Raw genomic sequence first — 26,570 nt, forward strand, 5'->3', positions numbered from 1 at the left:
GCACCGGCTAAGAAGGCTGCACCGGCTAAGAAGGCTGCACCAGCTAAGAAGGCTGCACCAGCTAAGAAGGCTGCACCAGCTAAGAAGGCTGCACCAGCTAAGAAGGCTGCTGCCAAGAAGGTGCCTGCCAAGAAGGCTGCTGTAGCCAAGAAACCGGCTGCCAAGAAACCGGTAGCCAAGAAAGCAGCCAAGAAGCCGGCCGCGAAGAAAGCCGCGAAAGCACCCGCTGCCAAGGCAGCGCCTGCCCCAGCTGCCCCCGCTGCTCAGACCACTTTGAGCCCGCAGGCCGCTTGGCCATTTCCGACGGCTAACAAGCCTTGAACCTCTAGGCAGGTTCTGCTCCAAGCCCGATGCTTAACCGCATCGGGCTTTTTCTTGAGCGCTACAAACCGAGCAATTTCAAATCGACCGTGTAGTTCTGGGGTCCGCGTCCTGCAATTTTGAGTGCGCCCAAACGGTTTCCGAGTACCGCGCAACGTTCCAGTGACCAGCCCTGCTCCAGTCCGAACAGCAAGGCACCTCGAAACGCGTCACCGCAGCCGGTGGGATCGACCAGCGCCGCGGCCTTGACCGCCGGAACATGGGTCTTTTTGCTGTCAACCCATACCTCACAGCCTTCGGCGCCCAGGGTGACGATCAGTCCTCGCACGTGATGCGAAATCTCGGCGTAACCCCAGCCGGTGCGATCACTCAGCATCCGGCCTTCGTAATCATTCACCGTGACCCAACTGGCCTGGCCCAGCAGTGCCTTGAGTTCCGTCCCGTCAAACCTCGGGAGTTGCTGTCCCGGGTCGAAGACAAAAGGGATCCCGGCCATGGCAAACTGCCCGGCATGTTGCCACATCGCATCGCGTCCATCGGGCGCGATGATGCCGAGTTTGATGTCGCCGCGAGCCGCAATCGAGGTCAGATGCGCGTGCTCCATGGCGCCGGGGTGAAAGCCATTGATCTGGTTGTTGTCGCGGTCCGTGATGATCATTGCCTGTGCCGTGTAAGCGCTGTCAATGGTGCGCACGAATTCGGTGGAGATGCCCTGACCGGCCAGCCGTTCCAGGTAGCTGCCGCCATCGCTGCCAAGCGTGGCCATGGGTAAGGCGGTTCCGCCAAGTTGCTTGAGTGCATAGGCAATGTTGCCGGCGCAGCCGCCAAAATCACGGCGCAGTGCAGGCACCAGAAACGACACATTCAAAATGTGCAATTGATCGGGCAGTATTTGCTCGGCAAAGCGGCCCTCGAAGTTCATGATGGTGTCAAAGGCCAGTGAGCCACAGATGATGGAAGCCATAGTTTTTACAGGTTGAGTTCAAGGATAAAAAGCATATACACGGTAGCCGACGATGCGCTCGGCGGTAGCCGGGACATTGACAGCCAGAGCAAGTGAAATCGGCCGCTCGGAGGCGGCTGCCAGGGAATCCGATCCGACGCCCAGTTCGGTCGCCCGCAAGACTCGTCGCAGCACCGGCTGATCGCGCGAATCGGTCAACGTCAATTCGATCGCCGGTAACGCCAGTGCCACGGCGGCCGTATTTTTTAGCGTGAAATTCAGGCGGTAGGCGTCTTCCCTGAGTTTGGTAAACGAGGCGCTGTCGATCAGCACCGAGTCTTTCTGCCGCAGCGCCGACAGCTGGCAATTGAAGGCCTCGCAAAACGCCAGCAGCCATGGTTTGAGGTCCGGTTGCTGGGCTGCTATCCGGTCGCGCTCGTGGAACACAATTTGTCCGGCCAAAGTCAGCAGTAGCGTCAGGCTTAGCAATGCCAGGGCAACGCGCACCAGTGGCTTGTGCCACAAGGTGTCCTGACGCGGCTTGCGCAGAAAAGAAACTTCGCCCGATTCGGTGGTGCTCTGAAGAGCCGGGCCCTGGTCTTCGTTGGAATCCGGCTCAGTCGGGATCATGGGCTCGGGCTGCGCCGATGCCAATTCCGGCGTTGCAGTACCGCCATCCACCGGGGTCGATGGGGGGGCGCTGTCGGCATTCTGTGGCAGGGCGTCCGGCGCCTGCGGTACCAGATGCAGCGAGGCATCAAAAATTGCATCGCATTGCCCGCATCGAACCCAGCCTTCAGAAATCCGAAGTTGATCGGGCACCACCTTGAACAGGGTCTGGCATCCCGGGCAACGTGTGATCATGCTCATTTGCCCGGAATTGTAGAGCCCAGCCCCAGGCCAATCAGCGGGTTGCGGTCATCAGAATCCAGCCATCTTCCTGATCCGAAATGTCAAGTTGGCAGTACGGGGTGTAGGCCTCTTTGAGTTCATCGGCCTGGCGCTCGAGGATACCGGCCAACACCAGCGATCCGGCCGGCGCCAGCCGCGACCAAAGCAGCGGTGCCAGCAGCTTCAGGGGGGTCGCCAAAATGTTGGCCAACACAGTCTGATAACTGCCCGTTACGATGTCAGGCAAACCGGTGTGCAGCCTGACCTGATTGGCTTGTGCGTTCTGAACCGTGGATTGGACCGCGGCCGTGTCGATGTCGACCGCGTCAATGTCGGTGGCACCATGTTTGGCCGCAGCGATGGCAAGAATACCGGAGCCGCAGCCATAATCGAGCACCCGGCCGAGTCTGTTTGCCGCAAGCGAGGCGCCCACTTGCCCATGTCGCGCAATCCAGCGCAAACACATCCGGGTCGTCGGGTGCGTGCCGGTGCCAAACGCCAGACCCGGATCGAGCCGGATGATGACGCGGGCCTGCGCCGGGGGTTCGTGCCAGGTTGGCACAATCCAGAACTCCGGCGTGATATCGACCGGCGCGAACTGCGACTGGGTCAAGCGCACCCAGTCCTGTTCCGGCACTTCCCGTAACGCCAGCGTCTTGCAGTCGGCAAAAAAATCCTGAACCTGCAACAGGCCCAGCGCATTTTTCGCCAAAGCCTCGGAGGCATACAGGGCCGATAACCGGGAGCGCTGCCAGCCGTCCTGCGGCGGCGGCATGCCGGGTTCTCCAAACAAGGCCTGCTCGGCATCGGTCTGGGCGTCAGCGTCTTCCACACTGACGCTCAAGGCGTCCAAGGCTTCAAGAGCATCGCTCAGGGTTTCGACCTGATCTTGCCGGCATAGCAGACTGAGTTCAAACATGGATAGCACTATTGATGTTTCAGAAAATAGCGACACTGTTGCACAGCAACGGATGGGGCGTTGTCATTGCGGGCCTGACCCGCAATCCATCAATGGCAGATCGGGTCTGGCCCACAAGCTTCCAGTTTAGCGTTGGTGCTGGCTCAGCCACTCTTCAAGGTAATGAATGTTGGTGCCGCCGGACAGGAATTTTGCATCCACCATCAGTTCCCGGTGCAGGGCAATGTTGGTGTTGATGCCTTCCACCACCGTTTCGCCGAGTGCCGTTTGCATGCGCACCAAAGCCTGTTCGCGGGTATCCCCGTGGACAATGATTTTGCCAATCATTGAATCGTAATTGGACGGGACAAAATAATTGGTATAGATGTGCGAGTCGACCCGCACGCCCGGCCCCCCCGGCGGGTGCCACATGCTGATCCGACCCGGTGAAGGGGTGAATTTGTAGGGGTCTTCCGCATTCACGCGACACTCGATGGCGTGACCTCGAATCTGGATCTGACGTTGTGTGAAGGGCAGTTTTTCGCCGGCTGCAACCATGATCTGGGTCTTGACGATATCGACCCCGGTGATCATTTCCGTCACCGGATGCTCAACCTGGACCCGGGTATTCATCTCAATGAAGTAGAACTCCCCGTCTTCATACAGAAACTCGAAAGTTCCGGCGCCACGGTAGCCGATCTTCTTGCACGCCGTTACGCAGCGTTCACCCAGGCGTTCGATCAGCTTGCGCGCAATACCGGGTGCCGGCGCTTCCTCGATGATTTTTTGATGTCGCCGCTGCATTGAGCAATCGCGCTCACCAAGGTAAACCGCATTTTTGAACTTGTCGGCCAGAATCTGGATCTCGATATGCCTGGGGTTTTGCAGAAATTTTTCCAGGTACACGGCGGAATTGCCGAACGCCGCGCCAGCTTCCGCCTTGGTCATTGCGACGGCATTCACCAGGGCCGCTTCGGTGTGCACCACGCGCATGCCACGCCCGCCGCCCCCGCCAGCCGCCTTGATGATGACCGGGTAGCCAACTGCCTTCGCAATGCGACGAATTTGCAGCGGATCGTCTGGCAGTTCACCTTCCGAACCGGGCACGCAAGGAACCCCCGCCTTGATCATCGCCTGCTTGGCTGACACCTTGTCGCCCATCAGCCGGATCGACTCGGGTGTCGGCCCAATGAACTGAAAGCCGCTTTTTTCCACCCGTTCCGCAAAATCGGCGTTTTCGCTCAAAAAACCATAACCGGGATGGATCGCCTCCGCGTCCGTCACTTCAGCCGCCGAAATGATGGCCGGCATGTTCAGATAGCTGAGTGCCGACTGGGCCGGCCCGATGCACACCGCTTCGTCGGCCAGTCTGACGTATTTGGCCTCACGGTCAGCCTCCGAATAGACCATCACCGCGCGGACGCCGAGTTCCCGACAGGCGCGCTGAATTCTGAGGGCAATCTCGCCCCGATTGGCAACCAGGATTTTTTTGAACATAAACAGTGACGTTTAACCTCACTCAATCACGAACAAAGGCTGGCCGTATTCGACGGCTTGTCCGTTCTCGCACAGAATCTGGGTCACAACGCCTGATTTATCAGACTCGATTTCGTTGAGAATCTTCATCGCCTCGATAATGCATACCGTTTGGCCGACCTTGATCGAGTCGCCGATTTCCACAAAAGACTTGGCACCTGGCGAGGCGGCCCGGTAGAAGGTACCCACCATGGGCGATTTGACGCTATGGCCGACAACTGCGGGCGCCGGCGCTGCGGCAGGTTCTGCCGGCGTCAAGCCCGGTCCGGGGATGTTGACCGGTGCTGGCGCCGGCATGGCGTAATGCTGGGGAACGGCGCCGCCGCCCTTGACAATGCGGACCTTGCCCTCTGCTTCCGTGATTTCCAGTTCCGAAACATTTGATTCCGATACCAGGTCAATCAGTGTTTTCAGTTTTCTTAGATCCATGAGGTCTCCAACGAATTTCAAGTAACAGGCGTCTAATTTACATTAAATTAGATCAAAATACTGTCTTCTTCTATTATTTTAATCGTACCCGAAGATCTCCCAGTGTCCCGTAGAGACCTCCTGATGAGCCCGGTCAGTGCGAACTCTACGCAATCCAGGGCTACTTCAGCAGCGCCCAAGCATGCAACTCATTGGGCGTCACCTTGCCCATTTTACGATGCACCAGCTGCCCACTGGAACTCACCACCACGGTGAACGGTAAACCGCCTATCAGGTTCCCCAGGGATCGGCTGATCTCGATCCCGGAATTTCCTGCCATGGCGACCGGGAAGGTGACCGGGGTGCGAGCCAAAAATTGCTTCACGGGGTCGAGCTGATCAACCGCCAATCCAATAACCTGCCATCCGTTGGCGGAATTTTGATTGAAGAAGCCGTTTAATAGCGGGAGTTCCTCTACGCAGGGTGGACACCAGCTGGCCCAGAAATTTAGCAGCAGAGGCTTGCCACGCAGGGCGCCCATGTGGAGCGTGGCACCGTCCGGGGTGGCAAACTCCAACCGCCAGAATTCCGAGTCAATGGCTTGTGGCGGTTCTGGCGACCTGGAAGTTCGCCAAGCCAGGCCGGCACCTGCCAAAGTGGCCGCGGCGGCGACTGCGCGCAGCAGCCAGCGCCTGCGGTTTTGCAGGGCGGTTTCTGCGATCCCGGAGCTTGGCGTTGTATCGGTCATGGTTGACTATCATGCAATAAACGCCGAACCGCCGCCAGATCGCCTCGCGGGCTGCGCCCTTTGGCGTCGGGCCGTAGCGCGCCACGCTGGTCATCGCGGTCATAAATCAGCAAATGCAAGCCCACCTCTTCGTTCAAGTCCGGGCAGAAAGCATGCACGCTGAGTGCTTCCACCGGTTCGCCATGCAGGCCGGTGACGGTGCGCGGCACATAATTCACCCGTTGGTCAAGCAGGGAAATTTCAGTCGATTTGCTGTCATCACAAAACAACTGGATGTAGATATCTGACAAACGGGTTGCCGTGCCGTGCCATACGGCTCCTCCCAAGTGGGGCCGAAACGCCGCCAGGCGTTCCATCCAGGTCAGGGCCAGGCGGCGCAGTGCCCGCAGTTCGCGGGCCTGTGTCTGGGCGCAGAAAAGCGCGATGTGTTCCATCACAGCCGATTCGATTTCGTCATTGCCGGGTAACGCGCTACGCCCCGGCAAGCCCAGTTGCTTGACGGCACGGCGCTTGGCGGCGCCATATTCGAGCCCCTCTTCCACCACCAGCCGGGCCGCGGCAGCCGAGATTTCTGACTTCAGGGTATCCATAAGGCCGTATTCTGCCCCTGTTGTGTCAGCCTAAAATTCGCGCATGCACATTCATATTCTTGGCATTTGCGGCACCTTCATGGGTGGCCTGGCCGCGCTGGCGCGCGAAGCGGGTCACAAGGTCACCGGTTGCGATGCCGGCGTCTATCCGCCCATGAGCGATCAGTTGCGCGCCCTGGGCATTGACCTGATAGAAGGTTTCGGCGTCGACCAGCTGGCCCTCCAGCCGGACATTTTCGTGGTTGGCAATATGCTTAGCCGCGCGCATCTGAGCGACGGCAGTCCGAAGTTTCCTCTGATGGAAGCCATCCTGGATGCCGGGCTGCTTTACACCAGCGGCCCGCAATGGCTGGCCGAACAGGTGTTGCAGGGCAGGCATGTGATTGCCGTGGCCGGTACCCACGGTAAAACCACCACCACGGCCATGATCGCCTGGATCCTTGAATCTGCCGGTCTGCAACCCGGTTTTCTGATCGGCGGCGTGCCACTGAACTTTGGCGTCTCTGCCCGCCTCGGCAAAGGTCCTACATTCGTGATTGAAGCCGACGAATACGACACCGCTTTCTTCGACAAGCGCAGCAAATTTGTGCATTACCGGCCGCGTACAGCGGTGCTTAACAACCTCGAATTCGACCACGCCGATATTTTTGACAATCTGGCGGCGATCGAGCGCCAGTTTCACCACCTGCTGCGTACCGTACCCGCCAGCGGGCGCGTGCTGGTCAACGCTCTGGAGGAAAGTCTGGCGCGGGTGTTGCACATGGGCTGCTGGAGCGAGGTTCGCAGCTTTGGCGCGGCCGTCAGTGATTTCACTGCCGCCGGTGAGCCCGATGCCTTTGATGTGTTGTACCAGGGGCAGGTTGCCGGTCATGTGAAGTGGGCGCTTACCGGCGTGCATAACCAGCTCAATGCGCTGGCGGCCATTGCGGCGGCCCAGCACGTCGGCGTTTCACCCGCGCTTGCCGCCGACGCCTTGGGCCGCTTTGAAAATGTGAAGCGGCGGCTGGAACTGCGCGGCAGCGTGCAACGTCCCGGTGGCAGCATCACCGTTTACGATGACTTTGCCCACCACCCGACGGCCATTCGGACCACGCTGAATGGGCTGCGCCGCAAGGTCGGGCACAGTGGGCGCATCCTGGCGGTTTTTGAGCCGCGCTCCAACACCATGAAGCTGGGCACCATGAAGGCCCAGCTTCCCTGGAGCCTGGAAGACGCCGATCTGGCGTTTTGCCACGGCGGCGCGCTGGGCTGGGATGCGCGTGAAGCCTTGGCCGGCATGGGCGCCAGGGCGCAAGTGGCGGACAGCATTGAGGCGCTGGTGGCTCAGGTCGTGGCCCAGGCGCGAGCCGGTGACCATATCCTGTGCATGAGCAATGGCGGCTTTGGCGGCATACACCTCAAACTGCTCCAGGTATTGGAAAAAACTTAGCTGCTTGCGGGACAGATCTTCAGCTCTGTCCCCAACTGATTACGGACAAGTTCTAAGGTTTGCGCCGCGCCTGAACGGCGTTTGACAAGACCTCCAGCGCCCGCAGCGAGTCATCCCAGCCCAGACAGGCGTCGGTGATGCTCTTGCCGTATTCCAGTTGCAGGGAGTCGTCCTTGCCCGGGGTGAATTTTTGGGCACCGGCATGCAGATTGCTCTCCACCATCACGCCAAAGATGCTGGTCGAGCCGGCCGCAATCTGGGCCGCAATATCAGCTGCCACGTCGAGTTGCTTCTCGTGCTGCTTGCTGCTGTTGGCGTGGCTGCAGTCCACCATCAGGGTGGCCGGCAGTTTCGCCAGTTTCAGGCCTTTGCAGGCGGCTGCCACACTGGCCGCGTCGTAGTTGGGCGCCTTGCCGCCGCGCAGGATGACGTGACAGTCGGGGTTGCCATTGGTTTGCACAATCGCCACTTGCCCGTTCTTGTGAACCGACAAAAAATGGTGCCCGCCGGCCGCCGCCTGAATCGCGTCGGTGGCGATTTTGATGTTGCCGTCGGTGCCGTTTTTGAAACCGATCGGGGCCGACAAGCCGGACGCCAGTTCGCGGTGCACCTGACTTTCGGTGGTACGCGCTCCAATCGCACCCCAGGAGATCAGATCGCCCAGGTACTGGGGAGAAATGACATCCAGAAACTCGCTACCGGCCGGCAAGCCCAAGCGGTTGATTTCAATCAGCAACTGACGCGCCATGCGCAGGCCTTCGTCGATGCGAAAAGTCTCGTCCAGGTAGGGGTCGTTGATCAGGCCTTTCCAGCCGATCGTGGTACGCGGTTTTTCAAAATAGACCCGCATCACGATTTCCAGCGTGCCGGCATATTTTTCGCGCTGCGCTTTGAGCCGCCGCGCATAGTCCAGTGCCGCCGCCGGATCGTGGATCGAGCAGGGGCCAATCACCACCAGCAAGCGGTCATTGGTGCCGGACATGATGTCGTGGATGCGCCGGCGTGTCATGCCGATCAGCGATTCGGCCGCCGTGCCTTGAATCGGGAAGAAGCGAATTAAGTGCTCGGGTGGCGGTAACACGGTGATGTCCTTGATGCGTTCGTCGTCGGTCTGACCGGTGCGGTCGGTGGAGTGGGCAACCGGGTTCGCATACCAGGCATCGGTGCTGGCGACAGTGGCTTGTGATTTCATCGTGAGCTTCCTAAAGGGTGGACGACCGAGCAACCTGTTTCACGTAGCTGCGGTCTGTCGGGCAAGGTTTCAGTCAAGTAAAGTCAAAAAGGCATAAAAAAACCGCCGGGGGTGCCGGCGGTTATTGGAAGATCAGGACGTTTTCTTTGGGTACGTTCAGAACTCTCTACCGCCGCAGGCGCTTGAGAACCAAAAATAGCTAAAGTAAAACCGGGCTGACTTCATGGCGTCAAATGTAGCACAGTCCAAAGCCGTCGTCGGCATGAGGGTGGGTCATCCCGATGATCGCAAGCACAAGGCTTCAGGCGGTGCCGCCCACCGTCAAGCCGTCAATGCGCAGGGTCGGCTGGCCGACGCCGACCGGCACGCTCTGGCCTTCTTTGCCGCAGGTGCCGACACCGCTGTCGAGTTTCATGTCGTTGCCGATCATGCTGACGCGGGTCAGGGCGTCCGGGCCATTGCCGACGATGGTGGCGCCCCGCACCGGGTACAGAATTTTGCCGTTCTCGACCCAATAGGCTTCGCTCGCCGAGAAGACGAATTTGCCCGACGTAATGTCCACCTGACCACCGCCGAAGTTGCTGGCGTACAGGCCTTTTTTGATGCTGGCAATGATTTCCTTCGGATCCTTGTCGCCGCCCAGCATGTAGGTGTTGGTCATGCGCGGCATCGGGACACAGGCATAGCTTTCGCGCCGCCCGTTGCCGGTGGTCGCGACGCCCATCAAGCGCGCATTCATGGCATCCTGAATGTAGCCCTTGAGAATGCCGTCCTCAATCAGCACGTTGCGCTGACTGGCGTTGCCTTCGTCGTCCACATTGAGTGAGCCGCGACGCTCCGCCAGGGTGCCGTCATCCAGCACTGTGACGCCTTTGGCCGCCACGCGCTGCCCAATGCGGCCGCTGAACGCACTCGAACCCTTGCGGTTGAAGTCGCCCTCCAAGCCGTGCCCAATCGCCTCATGCAGCAAAATACCGGGCCAACCCGGACCTAGTACCACGGTCATTTCGCCGGCCGGCGCGGCATGCGCCTCCAGATTGGTCAGCGCGGCATGCACCGCCTCGTCCACATACTGGACTATCCGTGCCGCGTCAAAATAGGCCAGGCCAAAGCGCCCGCCGCCGCCGGCAGAGCCCATTTCGCGGCGGCTCTTCCCGCCAATGGTCTGCTCTGCGATGACGGTCACCGACAAACGCACCAGCGGCCGCACATCGGCCGCCAGCGTGCCATCGGCACGCGCCACCAGCACCACGTCGTATTCGCTGGCCAGCCCCGCCATGACCTGGGCCACGCGCGGATCCTTGGCGCGCGCCAGACGCTCCACGGTTCCCAGCAAGGCAACCTTGCTGGCGCTGTCCAAAGTGGCAATCGGGTCCAGGCCCGGGTACAGCGAGCGAGCGCGCGCCACTTTTGTCGCGCTGCGGACCCGCCCGGCCTGCGCCGCGCTGGAAATGGTTCGAACCGTGCGGGCTGCGTCCAGCAGCGAGGCCTCGGAGATGTCGTCGGAATAGGCAAACGCCGTCTTCTCGCCACAGACGGCCCGCACGCCGACGCCTTGATCGATGCTGAAGGAGCCGGTTTTGACAATGCCCTCTTCCAGGCTCCAGCCCTCGGAGCGGGTGTACTGGAAGTAAAGATCGGCTTCGTTGACCCGGTGCGCCTTGATTTCCGCCAGCGCCCGGGTCAGGTGGGATTCGTCCAGGCCGAACGGCGTGAGCAACAGGGACTTGGCGATGGCCAAGCGTTCAATGGTGGGTTCGCGAGAGATCATGCTTGATTTTACGACTGCACCAGTCGTTTCGACTTGGCGATCGACATCAATATCCCCAGCCCCATGCCCAGTGTCGCCATGGCGGTGCCACCGTAGCTGATGAAGGGCAGGGGAACGCCCACCACCGGCAAAATGCCGCTCACCATGCCCATGTTGACAAAGGCGTAGGTGAAAAATATCAGCGTGATGCTGCCCGCCAGCAGTCTGGAAAACAAGGTTGGCGCTTCCAGTGCAATGGTCAGACCGCGCAGGATCAGGAAGCCAAAGACCGCGATCAGCAGCAGGTTGCCGAACAGACCGAACTCCTCGGAAAAAGCGGCAAATATAAAGTCGGTGGTGCGCTCGGGTATGAACTCCAGATGGGTCTGCGTGCCTTGCATGAAGCCCTTGCCCCAGAAGCCGCCGGAGCCAATCGCGATCATGCCCTGGATGATGTGAAAGCCCTTGCCCAAGGGGTCACGGGTGGGGTCCAGCAAGGTGCAGATGCGTTGCTGCTGGTAATCGTGCAAAACCGGCCAACGCACGCCTTCGGCGCACAACTGCGGCTCAAAACCGACCACCAGCGCGACGCCCAGCACGCCCAGCAGCAGCGGCGGCAAGATCCACTTCCAGGACAGGCCGGCGAAAAAAATGATCGACAGGCCGGCCGACAGCACCAGAATGGCGGTGCCCAGGTCGGGCTGGCGCACGATCAGGGCGATCGGCAGCGCCAGTAACGCCGCGGCGACTGCAAAGTCGAGCGGGCGCAGCTGGCCTTCGCGCTTCTGGAACCACCAGGCCAGCGTCAGCGGCACGGCGATCTTCAGGATTTCACTGGGTTGGATGGTGACGCCCACATTGAGCCAGCGCCGCGCGCCCTTCTTTGTAACGCCAAAAATCGCCACGGCAATCAGCAGCGTCACGCCCGCCACGTACAAGGGCAGCGCCAGCGACATCAAGCGTTGCGGCGGAATCTGCGCCACGACGAACAAAATGGTGCCGGCCAGCAGCATGTTGCGGCCGTGATCCTCAAACCGGGTGCCCTGGTCGTAGCCGGACGAATACATGGTCAGCAAACCGATACAGGCGAGCAAAAAGACGGCAAATGCCAGCGGGCCGTCAAAGCCGCGAAACCAGGGCGTCAGGCGCTGCCAGAGCGATGGGTTTTTAAATACGACTGCCATGGCCTGATTATCCCTTGCCACGCCAATCCGGCGGTTGGCGCCACTATGATGCGGCCATGTCACTTCAGCCACCGATCACCCATCTGCTTTACCTGCATGGTTTTCGCTCCTCGCCGCAGTCAAAGAAGGCCAGCCTGATGGCGCGCCACATGGCGGCCCGGCACCCGAGCGTGACCTGGTGCTGCCCGCAACTGCCACCCTCGCCACGCCAGGCCATGGCCGAGGTGCTGCGGGGCATTGCCGACTGGCCGCGCGCCAGCATGGCGGTGGTGGGCTCTTCGCTGGGCGGGTTTTACGCGACCTGGGTGGCGCAGACCACCGGCTGCCGGGCGGTGCTGCTCAATCCGGCGGTTGATCCGGCACGCGATCTGCAAACCTACATCGGCGAGCAAAGCAACTGGCACGACCCGACCCAGCGCTTTTTCTTCCGCAGCGAATTCGTCCAGGAGTTGCGCGATCTGGCGCTACCGGAACTGACGCAGGCGCAGCGTTACATGGTGGTGATTGCCAAAGGCGACGAGTTGCTGGACTGGCGCGAAATGCATGCGCGCTACGCCGGCGCCCATATCCGTTTGCTGGAAGGCGGCGACCACGCCCTGAGCGACTTTGAACGGCACCTGCCGGCGGTCATGGCGTTCCTGGGGCTGGACTGAAACCGCTCGGATTGAGTCCGGCGCCGCCGCGCCTGCTTTGCTGGGACAATGCGGTCTATGTTTTTATTGTTTGAAGAAGCCGGGAAATTCATGGCCGGCCGGGTGCTGTCGGAAGCGGAGTCGTCGGCGCAGGTCGAGCTCGACAGCGGCAAACGGGTCAAGGTCAAGGCCGCCAACATCCTGCTGCGGTTCGAGAAACCGTCGCCGGCGCAATTGCTGGCGTCGGCGCAAGCCATCAGCCAATCGATTGAGCTGGAGCTGGCCTGGGAGTTTTCGCCCGATGAAGAGTTTGGTTTTGCCGAGCTGGCGCGCGAGTATTTCAGCAGCAGTGCCAGCAAGGAAGCCACGCTGGAACAGCAAGCCGGCACGCTGCTGCGTCTGTTTGAGGCGCCGCACTACTTTCGTCGCGCCGGCAAGGGGCGCTTCCGTAAAGCGCCGGCTGAGATCATTGCCCAGGCGCTGGCGGCGATCGAGAAAAAGAAACAGATTGCGTTGCAGACCGAGCAGTGGGTCAAGGAACTGAGCCAGGGCATTTGTCCGCCGCCGGTGCGCGAGCAGCTTTACAAGATATTGTTCAAACCGGACAAGAATGCGCCCGAATACAAGGCCGTGGTGGAGGCGTCGCGCGCCACCCATCTGGGTGTGCTGGAGTTGCTGGTCAAAGCCGGCGCCATTGATTCACCTTACCAGTTTCACTGGCGCCGCTTCCTGCTGGAGAACTTTCCCAAGGGCACCGGTTTTGCCAAGTTGGAGGCGCCGCCGATCCGCGACGAACTGCCCCTGTCGACGGCGCGCGCGTTCTCCATCGACGATTCGGCCACCACCGAGATCGACGACGCACTCTCGGTGCAAGGCCTGGGCTCCGGCACCGTCCGCCTGGGTATCCACATTGCGGCACCGGGCCTGGCCATCGTGCCCGGCAGCGCTATCGACCTGATCGGCCGCGCCCGCTTGTCCACCGTCTACATGCCGGGCTACAAGGTCACCATGCTGCCCGACGAGGTGGTGCAGAGTTACACGCTGCAAGAGGGGCGCGATTGCCCGGCGGTATCCCTGTACCTCACGCTGGACGAGGCCACCCTGGAGATCAAGGCCAGCGAGACCAAGCTGGAGCGGGTCCACATCGGCGCCAATCTGCGGCACGATCAGCTCGACACGGTGGTGACCGAGGAGTGGCTGGAGGACCCCGCTTTTTCACACCGGATGGACCCCCAGCCCTTACAGCACAAACGCCCGCAGCTGTCATTTTTATACCGGCTGGCCAAGCATCTGAAGGCGGCTCGTGAACTGGTGCGCGGCAAACCCGAGACTTTCAATCGGCCGGATTACAACTTCAGGCTGGTGGGCAACGACGGTGCCGAACCGCAAGGCCATGAGCAAGTCAGCATCAGCGTGCGCCAGCGTGGCGCGCCGCTGGACCTGATCGTCTCCGAGGCCATGATTCTGGCCAACAGCACCTGGGGCAACTGGCTGGCCGAGTTGGGCGTGCCGGCCATTTACCGCAGCCAGGCTTCGCTACTGCCCGGCGTCAAGGTGCGCATGGGCAGCAAGGCCCTGCCGCATGCCGGCATCGGCGTCAAAAGCTACGCCTGGAGCAGTTCGCCGCTGCGTCGCTACACCGATCTGGTGAACCAGTGGCAAATCATTGCCTGCGCCCGTCATGGCAAGACGGCGGCCCTGGCGGCGCCGTTCAAGCCCAAGGACGCTGACCTGTTTTCCATCATCTCCAGCTTCGACGCCGCTTATTCCGCCTACAACGCTTACCAGGGGGCGATGGAACGCTTCTGGACGCTCAAGTACTTGCAGCAAAACAACATCACTGAAATTACCGCCACGGTGTTCAAGGAGAACATGGTGCGCTCCGACGATCTGCCGCTGGTGCTGCCGGTCGTGGGTGCGCAGGGCCTGCCGCGGGGCGCGCGCCTGCGCGTCAAGCTGGGTGCCATTGACGAGGTGACGCTGGATGTCGGTGGCAGCGTGCTGGCGCGCCTGGACAGCGTGCCAGCGGCCGAAGGCGCGGTCGACGCCGCCGCCGGCGACGAGGAAGATGACGAAAGCGCCGCCGCCGGCCCGATTGCGATTGCGATTGCCGTCGACCTGCGCGAGAACGACAGCGAAGCCGCTAGCCCTGGCAGCGATAATCCAGCCCCGTGAACCTGCGGTCTTTCAGCACTCTCCAGCTCGCACTCGGCGTCTCCATCGCCGTGCATGGCGCGCTGCTGACGGTGCGCTTTGTCGACCCCGAAGCCTTCAACCGGGTCTTTGAAGACACGCCACTGGAAGTCATTCTGGTCAACGCCCGCACCAGCGAGCGCCCCGACAAGGCGCTGGCCATTGCCCAGGCCGCCATGGCCGGTGGCGGCGAGGCTGAGCGCGGGCGTGCCACCAGTCCCCTGCCGCCGGCCCCGCTGGCTGAAGCGGGTGACCAAACCGAGGCCCAGGTGGCGCGTCAATTGCAGCAGTTGCAGGAGCAACAGAATCTGCTGCTGGCCGAGGTCAAAGCCAGGCTGGCGGCGCTGCCTCCATCCGACCCCAGCCAGCCCAGCAATGCCGCGCCGGACCAGGTGCAGCGCGAGGAAATGCGGCGCCAATTGAGCAAGCTGCTGGCCGAGATCGAGCGGCGCATCAAGCTGGAAAACACGCGCCCGCGCAAGCGCTACATCAGCCCGGCCACCCGCGAAGAGGTGTATGCGGTCTATTACGACCGGTTGCGCCGTCGCATCGAAGACAAGGGCACCGAAAACTTTCCCGAGGCGGCGGGCCGGAAGCTGTATGGAGAATTGACGATGGGTATCACCGTCAATTTCGATGGGCGGATTCACCAGATCGAAATTGTCGAAAGCTCCGGCAACCGGGCACTCGATCGGCGTGCTGCGGCCATTGTCAAAAGCGCGGCGCCGTTCGGCCGCTTCAACGCGGCGATGCGGCGTCAAGCGGAGCAGATCTGGGTCGTCTCGCGCTTCAAATTCACGCGCGACGAAACGCTGGAAACCTTACTCACGGCACATTGACCATGTCCATCGACCTCTATTGCGTGCTGGGAAACCCGGTGGAGCACAGCCGCTCGCCGTGGATTCATGCTCGCTTTGCCGAACTCACCGGCCAGACCCTGCACTATGGCAAGCGATTGGTTGCACTCGACGGCTTCGTGCCGGCAGTGCGCGCTTTCATGGCCGAAGGCGGCCGTGGCTGTAACGTCACCGTGCCCTTCAAGTTCCAGGCGGCGGCGCTGGCCGGCCATTGCAGCGACCGTGTGGCGCTGGCCCAGGCCGCCAACACTTTGACTTTCCGGGATGGCGCCATCCTGGCCGACAACACCGATGGTGTCGGGCTGGTCAATGACATTCAGCGCAACGCCGGCTTTGACTTGAGCGGGCGCCACCTGCTGCTGCTGGGGGCCGGCGGTGCGGCGGCCGGCGTGCTGGGCCCGCTGCTGCTGGCGCGGCCGGCCAGCATCACCGTGGCCAATCGCAGCGAGCCCAAGGCCGCGGCCCTGGCCGCGCGCCATGCGGCGCTCGCGGCGGCGCAAGAAACGGAACTTTTCTGCTGCGGCTTGTCGGAGCTGGCCGGAAGTTTCGATGTTGTCATCAACGCCACGGCCAGCAGCCTGGGCGGTGGCGCCATACCGGTGGCCGGCAGCACCCTCAAGCCCGCTGCCCTGGCTTACGACCTGATGTACGGGAGCGCGGCGCAAGGCTTCATGCGCTGGGCGGTCGAGCAGGGTGCCAGCGCGCGTGACGGCCTGGGCATGCTGGTGGAACAGGCGGCCGAGGCATTCTTGCTCTGGCGCGGCGTGCGTCCACCGGCGCAGCAGGTGCTCTCCGAGTTGCACGCGGTGCTGCGGGGCGCCGCATGAGGACCCCGGGATTGGGCCCCGTGGCAGGCGCGCTGGCGACGGTCATCCCGGACCCCGGATCGGAGTCCGGGGCAGGCCCGATCCGGGATCCATGGATTGCGGATCAAGTCCGCAATGACGGCCTTTGAAACCCTTTGTACGCTGGCTCGGTTTGCTGGCAGTGGCGGCCGTCGCCTTGCAGCTTTTCTTTGTTCTGCGAATCGCCACCATGGCGCTGCTGGATCCCCAGTCGACCGCCTTCCAGCGTTCCGAAGCCTGGCGCGTGCGGCTGGAAAAAGGTCGCTTGCCGTGGCGCCAGCAGTGGCGGCCCTACGAACAAATCTCCGACAAGCTCAAGCAGGCGGTGATTGCCAGCGAAGACGATGGTTTCAGCCGACACGATGGGGTCGACTGGGACGCGTTGGAAAAGGCTTGGCAAAAGAATGCCAGGGCCGAGGCCCAGGTGGCGAAAACACAGGCCGGAAAAAAAGCCGGCGCCGCCAAGGCCAACGGCAAACCAGTGCGTTCACCGAAAGTGGTGGGCGGTTCCACCATCACACAACAACTGGCCAAAAATTTGTTCCTGACCGGCGAGCGGACCCTGTTGCGCAAGGGTCAGGAACTGGTCTTGACGCTGGCGCTGGAGGCGTTACTCAGCAAGCAGCGGATTCTGGAAATTTACCTCAACAGCGTCGAATGGGGCGAGGGCGTTTTTGGCGCCGAAGCAGCGGCGCAACACTATTTTCACAAATCGGCGTCGGAACTGAACGCATTGGAGGCGGCCCGGCTGGCCGTGATGCTGCCGCGCCCGAAGTATTTTGAGAAACTGCCCAACTCCAGCTACCTGGCCGAGCGCGCCGGCGTGATTGCCAACCGCCTGGCTGGCGCCGAATTGCCCTGAGTGGGCGCCGCATTTTTTCGCGTCGTGATGGCGGCAAGGACACGCCCATTCCAATTATCATCCCCTTCATGCGTGCCAAGTTGATGAGCTACTTCCTGCTGGGTTTGATCCGTGTTCTAACCGGATCGCAGGCCCGCTGGTACGGCTGCCCGCCCAAGGCCGAGCAACGCATCTACTTCGCCAACCATCAAAGCCATGCCGACCTGGTGATGATCTGGGCCGCCCTGCCCAAGGAGTTGCGCGCCACCACCCGCGCCATTGCGGCCAGGGACTACTGGACCAAGACCCCGTTCCGGCAATGGATCACGACCGCGGTCTTCAACGTCATTTATGTTTCGCGCGAGCGCAACGCCGACGAAGACCCGCTGGAGCCCCTGTTCGAGGCGCTGGAGCATGGCGACTCGATCATCCTGTTTCCCGAAGGCACGCGCGGCAACAAGGACGAACCGCAGGCCTTCAAGGCCGGGCTCTACAACCTGGCGCTGAAGTTTCCGGCGGTCGAGCTGGTGCCGGCCTGGATCAACAATGTGCAGCGCGTCATGCCCAAGGGCGAGGTGGTGCCGGTGCCGGTGCTGTGCTCGGTCACCTTCGGCGCCCCGCTTCATTTGGCTGCGGGTGAGGAGCGGCGCGCTTTTCTGGAGCGTGCTCGCAGCGCCGTCATGGCGCTGCGCGACGTGTAACCGCGATGTACCAGTTTCTGAAAAATCTCAACCCCAACCAACAGGTCGGGACCTTGTTCATCCTGGTGTTTGGCCTGTTGCTGCTGGCCAGTGTCGCCGCCGTGTTGCTGTCCATGCGCGAATTCGGCGACAGCCCCAAGGCGCAGCGCCAGCGCAGTGACCTGCACAACTTCGATGGCGTGCTCAGAACCAGTTGGCTCATCATGCTGGTGTTCTGGATCGGCTGGCTGGCTGGCGACTGGGTCGCGCTGACGCTGTTCGGTCTGGTATCTTTTTTTGCGCTGCGTGAATTCATGACGCTGTCGCCGACCCGCCGCGGCGACCATCGCAGCTTGGTGTTGGCATTTTTTGTCGTGCTGCCACTGCAGTACGCGTTGGTCGGCAACGAATTGTTCAACCTGTTCACCGTCTTCATCCCGGTCTATGTGTTTCTGGCGATCCCGGTGGTCAGCGCGCTGGCCAACGACCCGCAGCGCTTTCTGGAACGCAACGCCAAACTGCAATGGGGCATCATGGTCTGCATCTACGGCATGAGCCATGTGCCGGCCTTGCTGCTGCTCGATTTCCCCGGCTACGACAAGAAGAACGCGTTTCTGATTTTCTTTCTGGTGCTGGTGGTGCAGACCAGCATGATCGTGCAGCATCTGGCCTCGCGCCGGCTGCAAAGAGCGCCCGCGGCAGCGGCCATCAGCCAGAGTTTCAACTGGCCCAGCTGGTGGATCGGCATCGCCGTCGGCAGCCTGCTGGGTGCCTTGCTGGCCGGCATTACCCCTTTTGTGCCGGGCCAGGCATTTGCAATGTCCTTCATCGCCTGTGTCGCCGGGTCGTTCGGGCATCTGGTGATGAAAGCCCTCAAGCGCGACCGTGGCATTCCGATCTGGCGCGGCCAGGGCAGCGCCGTCACCGGCGCCAGCGGGCTGCTGGACCGGGTCGATGCGCTGTGCTTTGCCGCGCCGGTCTTCTTTCATTCGGTGCGCTGGTATTTTGGGCTCTAGGATGAGAATTCTTGGTATCGACCCCGGTCTGCGCACCACCGGCTTCGGCTTGATCGACGTAGCCGGATCGGAGTTGACTTATGTGGCCAGCGGCACCATCAGCACCACTCACTTGGAAAAAGGCCAGTTGCCGGCGCGCCTGAAGGTTTTGTTCGACGGCGTCAAAGAGGTCATAACGCGCTACCAGCCCGATTGCGCCTCGGTCGAAATCGTCTTCGTCAATGTCAACCCGCAATCGACTTTGTTGCTGGGCCAGGCCCGCGGTGCCTGCGTCACCGCTTTGGTGTCCAACGATTTGCCGGTGGCTGAATACACCGCGCTGCAAATGAAGCAAGCGGTGGTTGGTTATGGCCGCGCCGACAAGACCCAGGTCCAGGAGATGGTGCGCCGCCTGCTGAGCTTGCCGGGACTGCCCGGCCCCGATGCCGCCGACGCCCTGGGCCTGGCCATCACCCACGCCCACGCCGCCAAAGCCCTGGCCCGCCTGGCGCGGGCCGATGGCGTGATTGGCGCCGGTAGCGGCAAATACAAGGCCGGACGCAGCCGCTGAGGCGCTTCTTTTGTCCAGTAAGATGTGTGCTTGATTTCGTCACTTCAAGCAACTTAAGGGACACTCATGAGTCAGACAAGCTGTACCCACATTCGCACCGTCGCCCTGGTCGGGCACGGTGCCGCCGGCAAGACCACCCTGGCCGAGAGTCTGCTGGCCGCCAGCGGGGCCATCCAGAGTCGGGGCTCGGTCGAAAAAGGCAACACCGTTTGCGACTTCGACCCGATCGAGAAAGAACTGGGGCACTCATTGCAGGCGGCGCTGGTCAGCTTCGATTGGAGCGGCAACCGGATTCACCTGATAGACACCCCCGGCTACCCTGACTTTGCCGGGCAGTCGATGGGCGCATTGGCGGCGGTCGATACCGCGCTGGTGGTGATCAACGCCCAGACCGGCATTGAACTGGCCACCGAGCGCATGTTCACGCTGGCCGGCGAACGCGGCTTGTGCCGCATGCTGGTGGTCAACAAGATCGATGCCGACAACGTCGATTTGCCGGTGTTGGTGGCGGAGATCCGTGAACGCTTCGGCAAGCAATGCCTGCTGCTGGACCTGCCCACGCACAACGGGCAAGACGTGGTGGAACTGCTGGGTCATGAAGACGGCGAGAGCGACTTTGCCTCCATCGCGGCGGCGCACCGCAGCCTGATCGATCAGATCGTGGAAGAGGATGACAGCCTGATGGCGCGCTACCTTGAAACCGGCGCCGACCCCAGCCTGGAGGAGTTGCATGCGCCGTTCGAGCGTGCCTTGCGCGCCGGCCATCTGATCCCGATCCTGTTCGTGTCGGCCCGCACCGGCGCCGGCATACCGCAACTGCTGGACGCCCTGGTGCGGCTGGCGCCCAATCCGGCCGAGGGCAACCCGCCACCGTTCTACCGTGGTGAACCGGGCGCCGAGCCGCAAGCCTTCCAGGCCCAACCCGATGACGAACTGCACGTGTTGGCGCATGTGTTCAAGGTGGTGATCGACCCGTTCATCGGCAAACTGGGCGTCTTCCGGGTGCACCAGGGCACCATCCGGCGCGACGCGCAACTGTTCGTCAGCTCCGCCAAACGAGCGTTCAAGGTGGCCCATCTGTACCGTCTGCAGGGCAAGGACCACGTCGAAGTGGATCAGCTGGTGCCGGGCGACATCGGTGCCGTGGCCAAGGTCGACGAGATTGAATTCGACTGCGTGCTGCACGATTCGCACGATGAGGACAACATTCATCTCAAACCACTGGCGTTCCCGCAGCCGATGCACGGCCTGGCGGTGCAGACGCGGCGCAAGGGCGACGAGCAGCGTCTGTTCGACATCCTGCACAAGCTGGAGCTGGAAGACCCCTGCTTCAAGATCGAGCGCCATCCCGGCACCAATGAAACCGTGATCCGTGGACTCGGTGAAATGCACTTACGGGCCAAGCTCTCGCGCATGCAGCAGCAGTACAAGATGGAACTCGACACCAGCGCGCCGCAAATCGCCTACCGGGAGACCATCACCGCCAACGCCGAAGGCCACTGCCGGCACAAGAAACAAAGCGGTGGCGCCGGCCAGTTCGGCGAGGTCATGCTGCGCGTCGAGCCGCTGGCGCGCGGCGCCGGTTTCGAATTCGTCGACATCGTCAAGGGCGGTGCCATCCCCGGGGTCTTCATGGCAGCGGTGGAGAAAGGCGTGCACCAGGCGCTGGCCGAGGGCGTGGTGGCCGGCTACCCCTTGCACGACCTGCGGGTCACGGTGCATGACGGCAAGACCCACGCGGTCGACGGCAAGGATATTGCCTTTACCGCCGCCGGGCGCAAGGCCACCATCGATGCAGTGCGGCAAGCGCGCCCGATTGTGCTGGAGCCGCTGGTCAATATCGAGGTGCTGGCGCCCGAAGCCACCATCGGCGACCTCACGGGCGATCTTGCCAGCAAGCGCGGCCAAGTCACCGGAACGCAACCGCGGCCGGCCGCGGCGGTGGCCATCAGCGCCGTGATTCCGCTGGCCGAGTTGGGCGACTATCAGGGCCGCCTGAAGTCGCTGACCGGCGGCGAGGGTTCCTACAGCATCGAGTTCTCGCACTACGCGCCGGTACCGGATGCCACCCAGCAGCACCTCGCCAGCAAGTTCAAGGCCGTCAACCTGGACGACGAGCAGTCGGGCGGACCCGCTCGATGAGCCGCTTTCTAATTGCCTATTCGACCACCGACGGCCACACGGTACGGATCTGCGAGCGCTTGCGCCAAGTCATCGAGCAGCAGGGGCACAGCGTGACCGTGGCTGCGCTGGCGCAAGCCGAGGCGCTCGACTTGCCGGCTTTTGACAGCATCGTCATCGGCGCCAGCATCCGCTACGGCAAACACCAGCCGCAGGTGGCGCAGTTCATAGGCCGCCATCAGGCCTTGCTGGAGGGCAAGGCGAATGCTTTTTTTACCGTCAACATCGTGGCCCGCAAACCGGAGAAAAACCGGCCCGGGACCAACCCCTACCTGATCAAATTCCTGCGCCAGATCAGCTGGAAACCGAAACTGCTGGAAGTCTTCGCCGGCAAGCTGGACTATCCGCGTTACCGCTTTTTCGACCGTCTCATGATCCGCTTCATCATGCTCATGACGAACGGCCCGACCGATCCCAAGGCCATCATCGAGTTCACCGACTGGCAGCGGGTCGAGGCCTTTGGCCGCCAGCTAAGCGAAATGACGAAATGATCTGAGGCCTGGCTCAGGGCTTGGCCTTCTGCGCCAGACCGAGCCCGCCTTTGGTACGCGCATCGGCAATTTCAGCTTCCACCTGCTTGGCGTCAGGCGACCCCGGTGGCAGTACCGCCAGCACTTTTTCCCAATGCGCCACCGCTTGCGCATAGTCGGAGCGCCGGTAGGCGGCAGTGCCGGCCAGCATCAAGGCCACCGGATGCTTCGGGTTCAAGACCAGTGCCTTGTTCACCAGCGCCAGTGGCCGGCCCTCGATGTTGCCGGAGCGCGTGGCCAACAAGTCGGCATACTGGGTCAGCAGGTCGGCATCGGTGTCGATCAGCTTGCCGGCCTTGCCATAAGCCTGTTCGGCCTCGGCCAGGCGCCCCTGCACCTTGTAGGCGCGCCCCAGCCGTATCCAGCCAGCCAGATCATCCGGGTTGGCTTTCAGGCGCGCCGCCAGGCCGTCTATCATCTGATTGATCTTTTCCGGCGTCATGGCGGGCGCCGCGGCCGGGTCCACCGGCGGCAGTTTGCCGGCATCGGCACCGGCGCCGGGCTTGGCGCCTGACGCTGCCTTGGCAGCGCCGGTTGGCAGGCCCGCTTTGGCACGCGCATCAGCAATATCGGCTTCCACTTGCTGGGCGTCCGGTGAACCCGGGTCCAGCACCGTCAACAGCTTCTCCCATTGCTTCACGGCCAGCGTGAAATCGGAGCGACGGTAGGCGGCAACGCCCGACATCATCAGACCCATCGGATGCTGCGGGTTCAGCGCCAGCGCCTTGTTGACCAGTTCCAGCGGCTTGCCTTCGATGTCGTTGTTGGCGCGCACTGCCAGCAGGTCGGCGTAGTCGACCAGGAGGTCTGGCTCGGTGTTGACCAGGTTGCCGGCCTTCACAAAGGCCTGCTCGGCCTCGGCGAAACGTCCCATCACCTTGTAGGAGCGTGCCAGCATGGCCCAGCCCTTGGGGTTGTCCGGATTGGCCTTCAGGCGCGCCGCCAGCGTATCGACCATGGTCGCGACCTGGTCGTTGTTGGCTTTTTGGGCCGCCACCGGGTCGATCGCGGCCGGCGTGCCCAGCCACCAGTACATGCCGCCGGCCCCCAGTGGCAACAGCAGGGCGATCGCGGCGGCGGTGCGCCGTCCGCTCCAGAAGCCGGTGCTGGCTGGCGGTGGCAGGGCTGCCGAGTCCGCCGTGTCGTCCAGCAGACGCAACTGCAATTCGTCCTTGGTGGCTTCACAGTCAGCCGCCGAGATGACGCCGCGCGCGACGTCGCGTTCCAGGGTCTCGAGTTGATCGCGGTAGATGGAAGCGTTCAGGCGCTCGCTGGAGACTCCGGAGCGGGCAGCCGGCCACAGCAGCGGGCGCACCAGCCAGGCCAGTGCCAACACCGTCAACAATACCGCAATTGCTATAAAAACTGTCATGAGGGAAGTTCCGTATCTTTGAGAAGAGACTGCGCTTTTTGCCGCTGCTCCGGATCGAGTGCCGGCGGCTGCTTGCGGCCTTGACCGCGGCGCACCATGCGCACCAGGAAAAACAAGCCGCCTAGCAGCAGTAAAAACGGGCCAAACCAGAGCAGCCAGGTGGTCGGCTTCATGGGCGGACGGTAGCGCACGAAGTCGCCATAGCGGCTGACCATGTATTCCATGATTTCGGCATCGGTCTTGTTGGCCTTGATCAGGGTGCGCAGCTCACGGCGCAAATCCTGCGCCAGATCGGCGCGCGAGCCGGCCAGCGATTCGTTCTGGCAGACCAGGCAACGCAACTCCTCCGAAATGGCAATCATGCGTTGCTCCACCACCGGATCCTCGGCCAGCGGGATGGCCTCGCCGGCATGGGACGAGAGGGCGCATTGCAGCGCCAGGATGAGGGCCAGCCAGTATTTCATTTTTGCAGCTCCCGCACCAGGGGAATGATTTTGTCGCGCAACGCTTCTTCCGTCACCGGGCCAATCTGCTTGTAGCGGATGATGCCCATCTTGTCGATCAGGAAGCTCTCGGGCACGCCATAGACGCCGAAGTCGATGCCGATGCGCCCGTCCTTGTCGGTGATGGAGAGGTCGTAAGGGTCGCCAAAGCGGGCCAGCCATTTCAGCCCTTCCGTGTTTTGATCCTTGTAGTCAAGACCGACCACGGGAATCGTCTTGGTCTTGGCAAACTCCATCAGGATCGGATGCTCCTGGCGGCAGGCGACGCACCAGGAAGCCCAGGTGTTGAGCAGCCAAACCTTGCCCAGCATGTCCTTGCCGGAAAATTGCTGCTCCGGCGCCTGCAGGCGCGGCGCGGTAAAGGCCGGTGCCGGCTTGCCGATAAAGGGCGACGGAATTTCGTGCGGGTCACGCGTCAGGCCAATCGCCAGAAAGACCACCAGGACGGCAAAAATCCCGAGCGGAATCAATGCCTTCTTGTTCATGCCGGCACTCCCTTGGCGTGGCTTGGCGCCGTGCTCGCCAGGGCTTTACGGCGATAGCGGCGGTCCAGCGCCGCCATGGCACCGCCCAAAGCCATCAGCAGGCAACCGACCCAGATCCAGGTGACAAAGGGTTTGTGGTAAACCCGCATCGCCCAGGCCGGGGTGGGGCCGTCCTCCAGCCGCTCGCCCAGCGCCACGTAGACGTCGCGCACCAAGTTGCTGTCGATGGCGGTTTCCGTCATCGGCATGGTGGACGAGAAATAGGTTCTCTTCTCGGGCTCCAGGGTGCGCAGAACCTTGCCGTTCTTGCTCAGTTCGACCACCCCGCGGTCGGCGTTGTAATTGGGACCCGGAACCTCGCCGATGCTGGTCAACCGGAAGGTGTAGCCGGCCACTTCAACGGTGTCGCCAATCGCCATGCGCACGTCTTTTTCGGTCTCGTAACCCTTCACCATGGTGATGCCCACCACGCACACGGCAATGCCGATGTGGGCCAGGTGCATGCCCCAATACGAGATCGGCGTGGCCTTCCAGTTGGCGGTGTCCTTGAGTTGACGGTAGATCTGCTGCAGCGACGACAGCACGATCCAGTACACCAGCGTCAGGCTCAAGGCCACAAGGGCCGACCAGGGACCGGCCAGCAGGGGCGTGGCGCAGCCCAGCAAGACCGAAAGAATGGCCACCGGACGCAGTTTGCGGCCCAGTTCGGCCAAGCTGTCGTTCTTCCAGCGTGCATAAGTGCCCAGCACCATGAACAGCAAGACCGGCAGCATGATGGGCGCAAACACCGAATTGAAGTAGGGCGGCCCGACCGACAGCTTGCCCAGGTTGAGTGCATCCACGATCAGCGGGTACAAAGTGCCCAGCAGCACGGCCGCGGCGGCGGTGGTCAGCAACACGTTGTTGACCAGCAAAAAGGTTTCGCGCGAGATCATCGCAAAAGCGCCGCCGGAGCGCACCTTGCCGGAGCGCAGGGCGAACAGGGTCAACGAGCCGCCCACCACTGCGGACAGGAACAGCAGGATGAAGATGCCGCGCTTGGGGTCGGTGGCAAAAGCGTGCACCGAGGTCAAGACGCCGGAGCGCACCAGGAAGGTTCCCAGCAGGCTGAGCGAAAAGCCGATGATGGACAGCATGATGGTCCAGCTTCTGAACAGCCCCCGTTTTTCCGTCACCGCCAGGGAATGCATCAGCGCCGTGCCGACCAGCCAGGGCAGGAAGGAGGCGTTCTCCACCGGGTCCCAAAACCACCAGCCGCCCCAGCCCAGTTCATAGTAAGCCCACCAGGAACCCATGGCGATGCCGATGGTCAGGCAAATCCAGGCCGCGGTGGCCCAGGGGCGTGTCCAGCGTGCCCAGGCGGCGTCCAGCCGACCATTGAGCAGGGCGGCTATCGAAAAAGCAAAAGGCACGGCCATGCCGACATAGCCCATGTACAGCATGGGTGGGTGAAACACCAACCCCGGGTCTTGCAGCAGCGGATTCAGGTCGCGGCCATCGGCCGGGATATCGCTCAGCCGCAAAAACGGATTCGAGGTTGTCAGCATGAAGAGCAGGAAGCCGACCGCCACCAGGCTCAGCACGGCCAGCACCCGGGACACCATGACATCGGGCAACTGGCGGGAAAAAAGCGACACCGCCATCATCCACGAACACAGCATCACCAGCCACAGCAGCAGCGAGCCCTCATGGCCGCCCCAGACGCCGGCGATACGGTAGATGTCGGGCAGCTTGGAGTTGGAATGCTGCGCCACGTAGGAGACCGAAAAGTCGTTGGTGAAAAAGGCATAGGTGAGGCAGCAGAAGGACAGGCTGGCCAGCGCCCACAGCGCCTGCGCTCCGGGGCGCGCCAGCGCCATCCAGTCGGAGCGCCCCTGCTGCCCGCCCATCACGCCCAAGGCGCCCAGGGCCAGTGCCACAAACAGCGCCAGAATGAGTGAAAAATGGCCAATTTCAGGAATCATGATCTATCCTCATCGGTTGGGAACAGAGCCG

26 protein-coding genes are annotated in these 26,570 nt (G+C 62.2%); 12 read left to right on the forward strand and 14 right to left on the reverse strand.

Annotated features, from left to right (window positions below; translation table 11 throughout):
- Positions 1-321: histone (locus PHS32_RS08175; RefSeq protein ID WP_301078428.1), on the forward strand; the 321-nt coding region annotated here is incomplete at its 5' end.
- Between the two features lie 61 nt (positions 322-382).
- Here PHS32_RS08175 and PHS32_RS08180 read toward each other — a convergent pair.
- The 7 genes from PHS32_RS08180 to PHS32_RS08210 form a co-directional block, all read right to left on the reverse strand.
- Positions 383-1,285 carry a carbohydrate kinase family protein gene (locus PHS32_RS08180; protein WP_301078429.1) on the reverse strand — a complete coding sequence of 301 codons (903 nt, stop codon included), beginning with the start codon at positions 1,283-1,285 and terminating at the stop codon, positions 383-385.
- Positions 1,286-1,303: 18 nt separating this feature from the next.
- Positions 1,304-2,128 carry a zinc-ribbon and DUF3426 domain-containing protein gene (locus PHS32_RS08185; RefSeq protein ID WP_301078430.1) on the reverse strand — a complete coding sequence of 275 codons (825 nt, stop codon included), beginning with the start codon at positions 2,126-2,128 and terminating at the stop codon, positions 1,304-1,306.
- 40 nt (positions 2,129-2,168) lie between these two features.
- The gene (gene prmA / locus PHS32_RS08190) at positions 2,169-3,074 is read right to left on the reverse strand and encodes a 50S ribosomal protein L11 methyltransferase (protein ID WP_301078431.1); all 906 of its coding nucleotides are present in this window, start codon (positions 3,072-3,074) and stop codon (positions 2,169-2,171) included.
- Between the two features lie 126 nt (positions 3,075-3,200).
- Entirely contained in the window at positions 3,201-4,550 is a 1,350-nt protein-coding gene (gene accC / locus PHS32_RS08195) for an acetyl-CoA carboxylase biotin carboxylase subunit (protein ID WP_301078432.1), read from the reverse strand.
- An 18-nt stretch (positions 4,551-4,568) separates the two neighbouring features.
- The gene (accB, locus tag PHS32_RS08200) at positions 4,569-5,018 is read right to left on the reverse strand and encodes an acetyl-CoA carboxylase biotin carboxyl carrier protein (RefSeq protein ID WP_301078433.1); all 450 of its coding nucleotides are present in this window, start codon (positions 5,016-5,018) and stop codon (positions 4,569-4,571) included.
- Positions 5,019-5,178: 160 nt separating this feature from the next.
- Positions 5,179-5,745 (reverse strand): TlpA disulfide reductase family protein, encoded by a 567-nt coding sequence (locus tag PHS32_RS08205; RefSeq protein ID WP_301078434.1) that lies wholly within the window; start codon positions 5,743-5,745, stop codon positions 5,179-5,181.
- Entirely contained in the window at positions 5,742-6,335 is a 594-nt protein-coding gene (locus PHS32_RS08210) for a hypothetical protein (protein ID WP_301078435.1), read from the reverse strand. The genes PHS32_RS08205 and PHS32_RS08210 overlap by 4 nt, the downstream gene beginning before the upstream one ends.
- Before the next feature lie 43 nt (positions 6,336-6,378).
- On the opposite strand from PHS32_RS08210, the gene mpl reads away from it, so the two are divergent.
- Positions 6,379-7,764 (forward strand): UDP-N-acetylmuramate:L-alanyl-gamma-D-glutamyl-meso-diaminopimelate ligase, encoded by a 1,386-nt coding sequence (gene mpl, locus PHS32_RS08215; protein ID WP_301078436.1) that lies wholly within the window; start codon positions 6,379-6,381, stop codon positions 7,762-7,764.
- 52 nt (positions 7,765-7,816) lie between these two features.
- Here the strand turns inward: mpl and PHS32_RS08220 are convergent, their stop codons facing one another.
- The 3 genes from PHS32_RS08220 to rodA all read right to left on the reverse strand — a co-directional run bounded on the left by PHS32_RS08220 (position 7,817) and on the right by rodA (position 11,890).
- Positions 7,817-8,956, reverse strand: a complete 1,140-nt coding sequence (locus PHS32_RS08220; RefSeq protein WP_301078437.1) for a 3-deoxy-7-phosphoheptulonate synthase — start codon at positions 8,954-8,956, stop codon at positions 7,817-7,819.
- A 301-nt stretch (positions 8,957-9,257) separates the two neighbouring features.
- Positions 9,258-10,727, reverse strand: a complete 1,470-nt coding sequence (tldD, locus tag PHS32_RS08225) for a metalloprotease TldD (RefSeq protein ID WP_301078438.1) — start codon at positions 10,725-10,727, stop codon at positions 9,258-9,260.
- 8 nt (positions 10,728-10,735) lie between these two features.
- Complete coding sequence (gene rodA / locus PHS32_RS08230; protein ID WP_301078439.1) at positions 10,736-11,890, reverse strand: rod shape-determining protein RodA; 1,155 nt, start codon at positions 11,888-11,890, stop codon at positions 10,736-10,738.
- A 56-nt stretch (positions 11,891-11,946) separates the two neighbouring features.
- On the opposite strand from rodA, the gene PHS32_RS08235 reads away from it, so the two are divergent.
- The 10 genes from PHS32_RS08235 to hemG all read left to right on the forward strand — a co-directional run bounded on the left by PHS32_RS08235 (position 11,947) and on the right by hemG (position 22,176).
- Positions 11,947-12,543, forward strand: a complete 597-nt coding sequence (locus PHS32_RS08235) for a YqiA/YcfP family alpha/beta fold hydrolase (RefSeq protein WP_301078440.1) — start codon at positions 11,947-11,949, stop codon at positions 12,541-12,543.
- Between the two features lie 57 nt (positions 12,544-12,600).
- Positions 12,601-14,697: an RNB domain-containing ribonuclease gene (locus tag PHS32_RS08240; RefSeq protein ID WP_301078441.1), complete on the forward strand. Its 2,097-nt coding sequence runs from the start codon at positions 12,601-12,603 to the stop codon at positions 14,695-14,697.
- 2 nt (positions 14,698-14,699) lie between these two features.
- Positions 14,700-15,554, forward strand: a complete 855-nt coding sequence (locus tag PHS32_RS08245; RefSeq protein WP_301078505.1) for a TonB family protein — start codon at positions 14,700-14,702, stop codon at positions 15,552-15,554.
- Positions 15,551-16,399 carry a shikimate dehydrogenase gene (aroE, locus tag PHS32_RS08250; protein WP_301078442.1) on the forward strand — a complete coding sequence of 283 codons (849 nt, stop codon included), beginning with the start codon at positions 15,551-15,553 and terminating at the stop codon, positions 16,397-16,399. The genes PHS32_RS08245 and aroE overlap by 4 nt, the downstream gene beginning before the upstream one ends.
- 124 nt (positions 16,400-16,523) lie before the next feature.
- Entirely contained in the window at positions 16,524-17,279 is a 756-nt protein-coding gene (locus PHS32_RS08255) for a transglycosylase domain-containing protein (protein ID WP_301078443.1), read from the forward strand.
- 68 nt (positions 17,280-17,347) lie between these two features.
- Positions 17,348-17,959 carry a lysophospholipid acyltransferase family protein gene (locus PHS32_RS08260; protein WP_301078444.1) on the forward strand — a complete coding sequence of 204 codons (612 nt, stop codon included), beginning with the start codon at positions 17,348-17,350 and terminating at the stop codon, positions 17,957-17,959.
- A 5-nt stretch (positions 17,960-17,964) separates the two neighbouring features.
- Complete coding sequence (locus PHS32_RS08265; protein WP_301078445.1) at positions 17,965-18,954, forward strand: phosphatidate cytidylyltransferase; 990 nt, start codon at positions 17,965-17,967, stop codon at positions 18,952-18,954.
- 1 nt (position 18,955) lies between these two features.
- Positions 18,956-19,504: a crossover junction endodeoxyribonuclease RuvC gene (ruvC, locus tag PHS32_RS08270; protein WP_301078446.1), complete on the forward strand. Its 549-nt coding sequence runs from the start codon at positions 18,956-18,958 to the stop codon at positions 19,502-19,504.
- A 66-nt stretch (positions 19,505-19,570) separates the two neighbouring features.
- Entirely contained in the window at positions 19,571-21,646 is a 2,076-nt protein-coding gene (gene fusA / locus PHS32_RS08275; protein WP_301078447.1) for an elongation factor G, read from the forward strand.
- A complete protein-coding gene (gene hemG / locus PHS32_RS08280) occupies positions 21,643-22,176 on the forward strand; it encodes a menaquinone-dependent protoporphyrinogen IX dehydrogenase (protein WP_301078448.1) in 534 nt (177 codons plus the stop codon). Before fusA ends, hemG begins: the two co-directional genes overlap by 4 nt.
- A 13-nt stretch (positions 22,177-22,189) precedes the next feature.
- On the opposite strand, the gene ccmI is transcribed toward hemG, so the two are convergent.
- The 4 genes from ccmI to PHS32_RS08300 are packed head-to-tail and all read right to left on the reverse strand — an operon-like array spanning position 22,190 to position 26,539.
- On the reverse strand, positions 22,190-23,587 hold the full coding sequence (ccmI, locus tag PHS32_RS08285; RefSeq protein ID WP_301078449.1) for a c-type cytochrome biogenesis protein CcmI: 1,398 nt from the start codon (positions 23,585-23,587) through the stop codon (positions 22,190-22,192).
- Entirely contained in the window at positions 23,584-24,051 is a 468-nt protein-coding gene (locus tag PHS32_RS08290) for a cytochrome c-type biogenesis protein (RefSeq protein ID WP_301078450.1), read from the reverse strand. The genes ccmI and PHS32_RS08290 overlap by 4 nt, the downstream gene beginning before the upstream one ends.
- Complete coding sequence (locus tag PHS32_RS08295) at positions 24,048-24,575, reverse strand: DsbE family thiol:disulfide interchange protein (protein WP_301078451.1); 528 nt, start codon at positions 24,573-24,575, stop codon at positions 24,048-24,050. Before PHS32_RS08295 ends, PHS32_RS08290 begins: the two co-directional genes overlap by 4 nt.
- Complete coding sequence (locus tag PHS32_RS08300) at positions 24,572-26,539, reverse strand: heme lyase CcmF/NrfE family subunit (protein ID WP_301078452.1); 1,968 nt, start codon at positions 26,537-26,539, stop codon at positions 24,572-24,574. Before PHS32_RS08300 ends, PHS32_RS08295 begins: the two co-directional genes overlap by 4 nt.
- Positions 26,540-26,570: the final 31 nt, after the last annotated feature.

The organism is Rhodoferax sp. (assembly GCF_028714215.1).
Classification (GTDB): Bacteria; Pseudomonadota; Gammaproteobacteria; order Burkholderiales; family Burkholderiaceae_C; genus Rhodoferax.

Coding starts and splice junctions, on each gene's coding strand:
- PHS32_RS08180 (WP_301078429.1), bottom strand. CDS start 1,285: ATGGCTTCCATCATCTGTGGCTCACTGGCCTTTGACACCATCATGAAC.
- PHS32_RS08185 (WP_301078430.1), bottom strand. CDS start 2,128: ATGATCACACGTTGCCCGGGATGCCAGACCCTGTTCAAGGTGGTGCCC.
- prmA (WP_301078431.1), bottom strand. CDS start 3,074: ATGTTTGAACTCAGTCTGCTATGCCGGCAAGATCAGGTCGAAACCCTG.
- accC (WP_301078432.1), bottom strand. CDS start 4,550: ATGTTCAAAAAAATCCTGGTTGCCAATCGGGGCGAGATTGCCCTCAGA.
- accB (WP_301078433.1), bottom strand. CDS start 5,018: ATGGATCTAAGAAAACTGAAAACACTGATTGACCTGGTATCGGAATCA.
- PHS32_RS08205 (WP_301078434.1), bottom strand. CDS start 5,745: ATGACCGATACAACGCCAAGCTCCGGGATCGCAGAAACCGCCCTGCAA.
- PHS32_RS08210 (WP_301078435.1), bottom strand. CDS start 6,335: ATGGATACCCTGAAGTCAGAAATCTCGGCTGCCGCGGCCCGGCTGGTG.
- mpl (WP_301078436.1), top strand. CDS start 6,379: ATGCACATTCATATTCTTGGCATTTGCGGCACCTTCATGGGTGGCCTG.
- PHS32_RS08220 (WP_301078437.1), bottom strand. CDS start 8,956: ATGAAATCACAAGCCACTGTCGCCAGCACCGATGCCTGGTATGCGAAC.
- tldD (WP_301078438.1), bottom strand. CDS start 10,727: ATGATCTCTCGCGAACCCACCATTGAACGCTTGGCCATCGCCAAGTCC.
- rodA (WP_301078439.1), bottom strand. CDS start 11,890: ATGGCAGTCGTATTTAAAAACCCATCGCTCTGGCAGCGCCTGACGCCC.
- PHS32_RS08235 (WP_301078440.1), top strand. CDS start 11,947: ATGTCACTTCAGCCACCGATCACCCATCTGCTTTACCTGCATGGTTTT.
- PHS32_RS08240 (WP_301078441.1), top strand. CDS start 12,601: ATGTTTTTATTGTTTGAAGAAGCCGGGAAATTCATGGCCGGCCGGGTG.
- PHS32_RS08260 (WP_301078444.1), top strand. CDS start 17,348: ATGCGTGCCAAGTTGATGAGCTACTTCCTGCTGGGTTTGATCCGTGTT.
- PHS32_RS08265 (WP_301078445.1), top strand. CDS start 17,965: ATGTACCAGTTTCTGAAAAATCTCAACCCCAACCAACAGGTCGGGACC.
- ruvC (WP_301078446.1), top strand. CDS start 18,956: ATGAGAATTCTTGGTATCGACCCCGGTCTGCGCACCACCGGCTTCGGC.
- fusA (WP_301078447.1), top strand. CDS start 19,571: ATGAGTCAGACAAGCTGTACCCACATTCGCACCGTCGCCCTGGTCGGG.
- hemG (WP_301078448.1), top strand. CDS start 21,643: ATGAGCCGCTTTCTAATTGCCTATTCGACCACCGACGGCCACACGGTA.
- ccmI (WP_301078449.1), bottom strand. CDS start 23,587: ATGACAGTTTTTATAGCAATTGCGGTATTGTTGACGGTGTTGGCACTG.
- PHS32_RS08290 (WP_301078450.1), bottom strand. CDS start 24,051: ATGAAATACTGGCTGGCCCTCATCCTGGCGCTGCAATGCGCCCTCTCG.
- PHS32_RS08295 (WP_301078451.1), bottom strand. CDS start 24,575: ATGAACAAGAAGGCATTGATTCCGCTCGGGATTTTTGCCGTCCTGGTG.
- PHS32_RS08300 (WP_301078452.1), bottom strand. CDS start 26,539: ATGATTCCTGAAATTGGCCATTTTTCACTCATTCTGGCGCTGTTTGTG.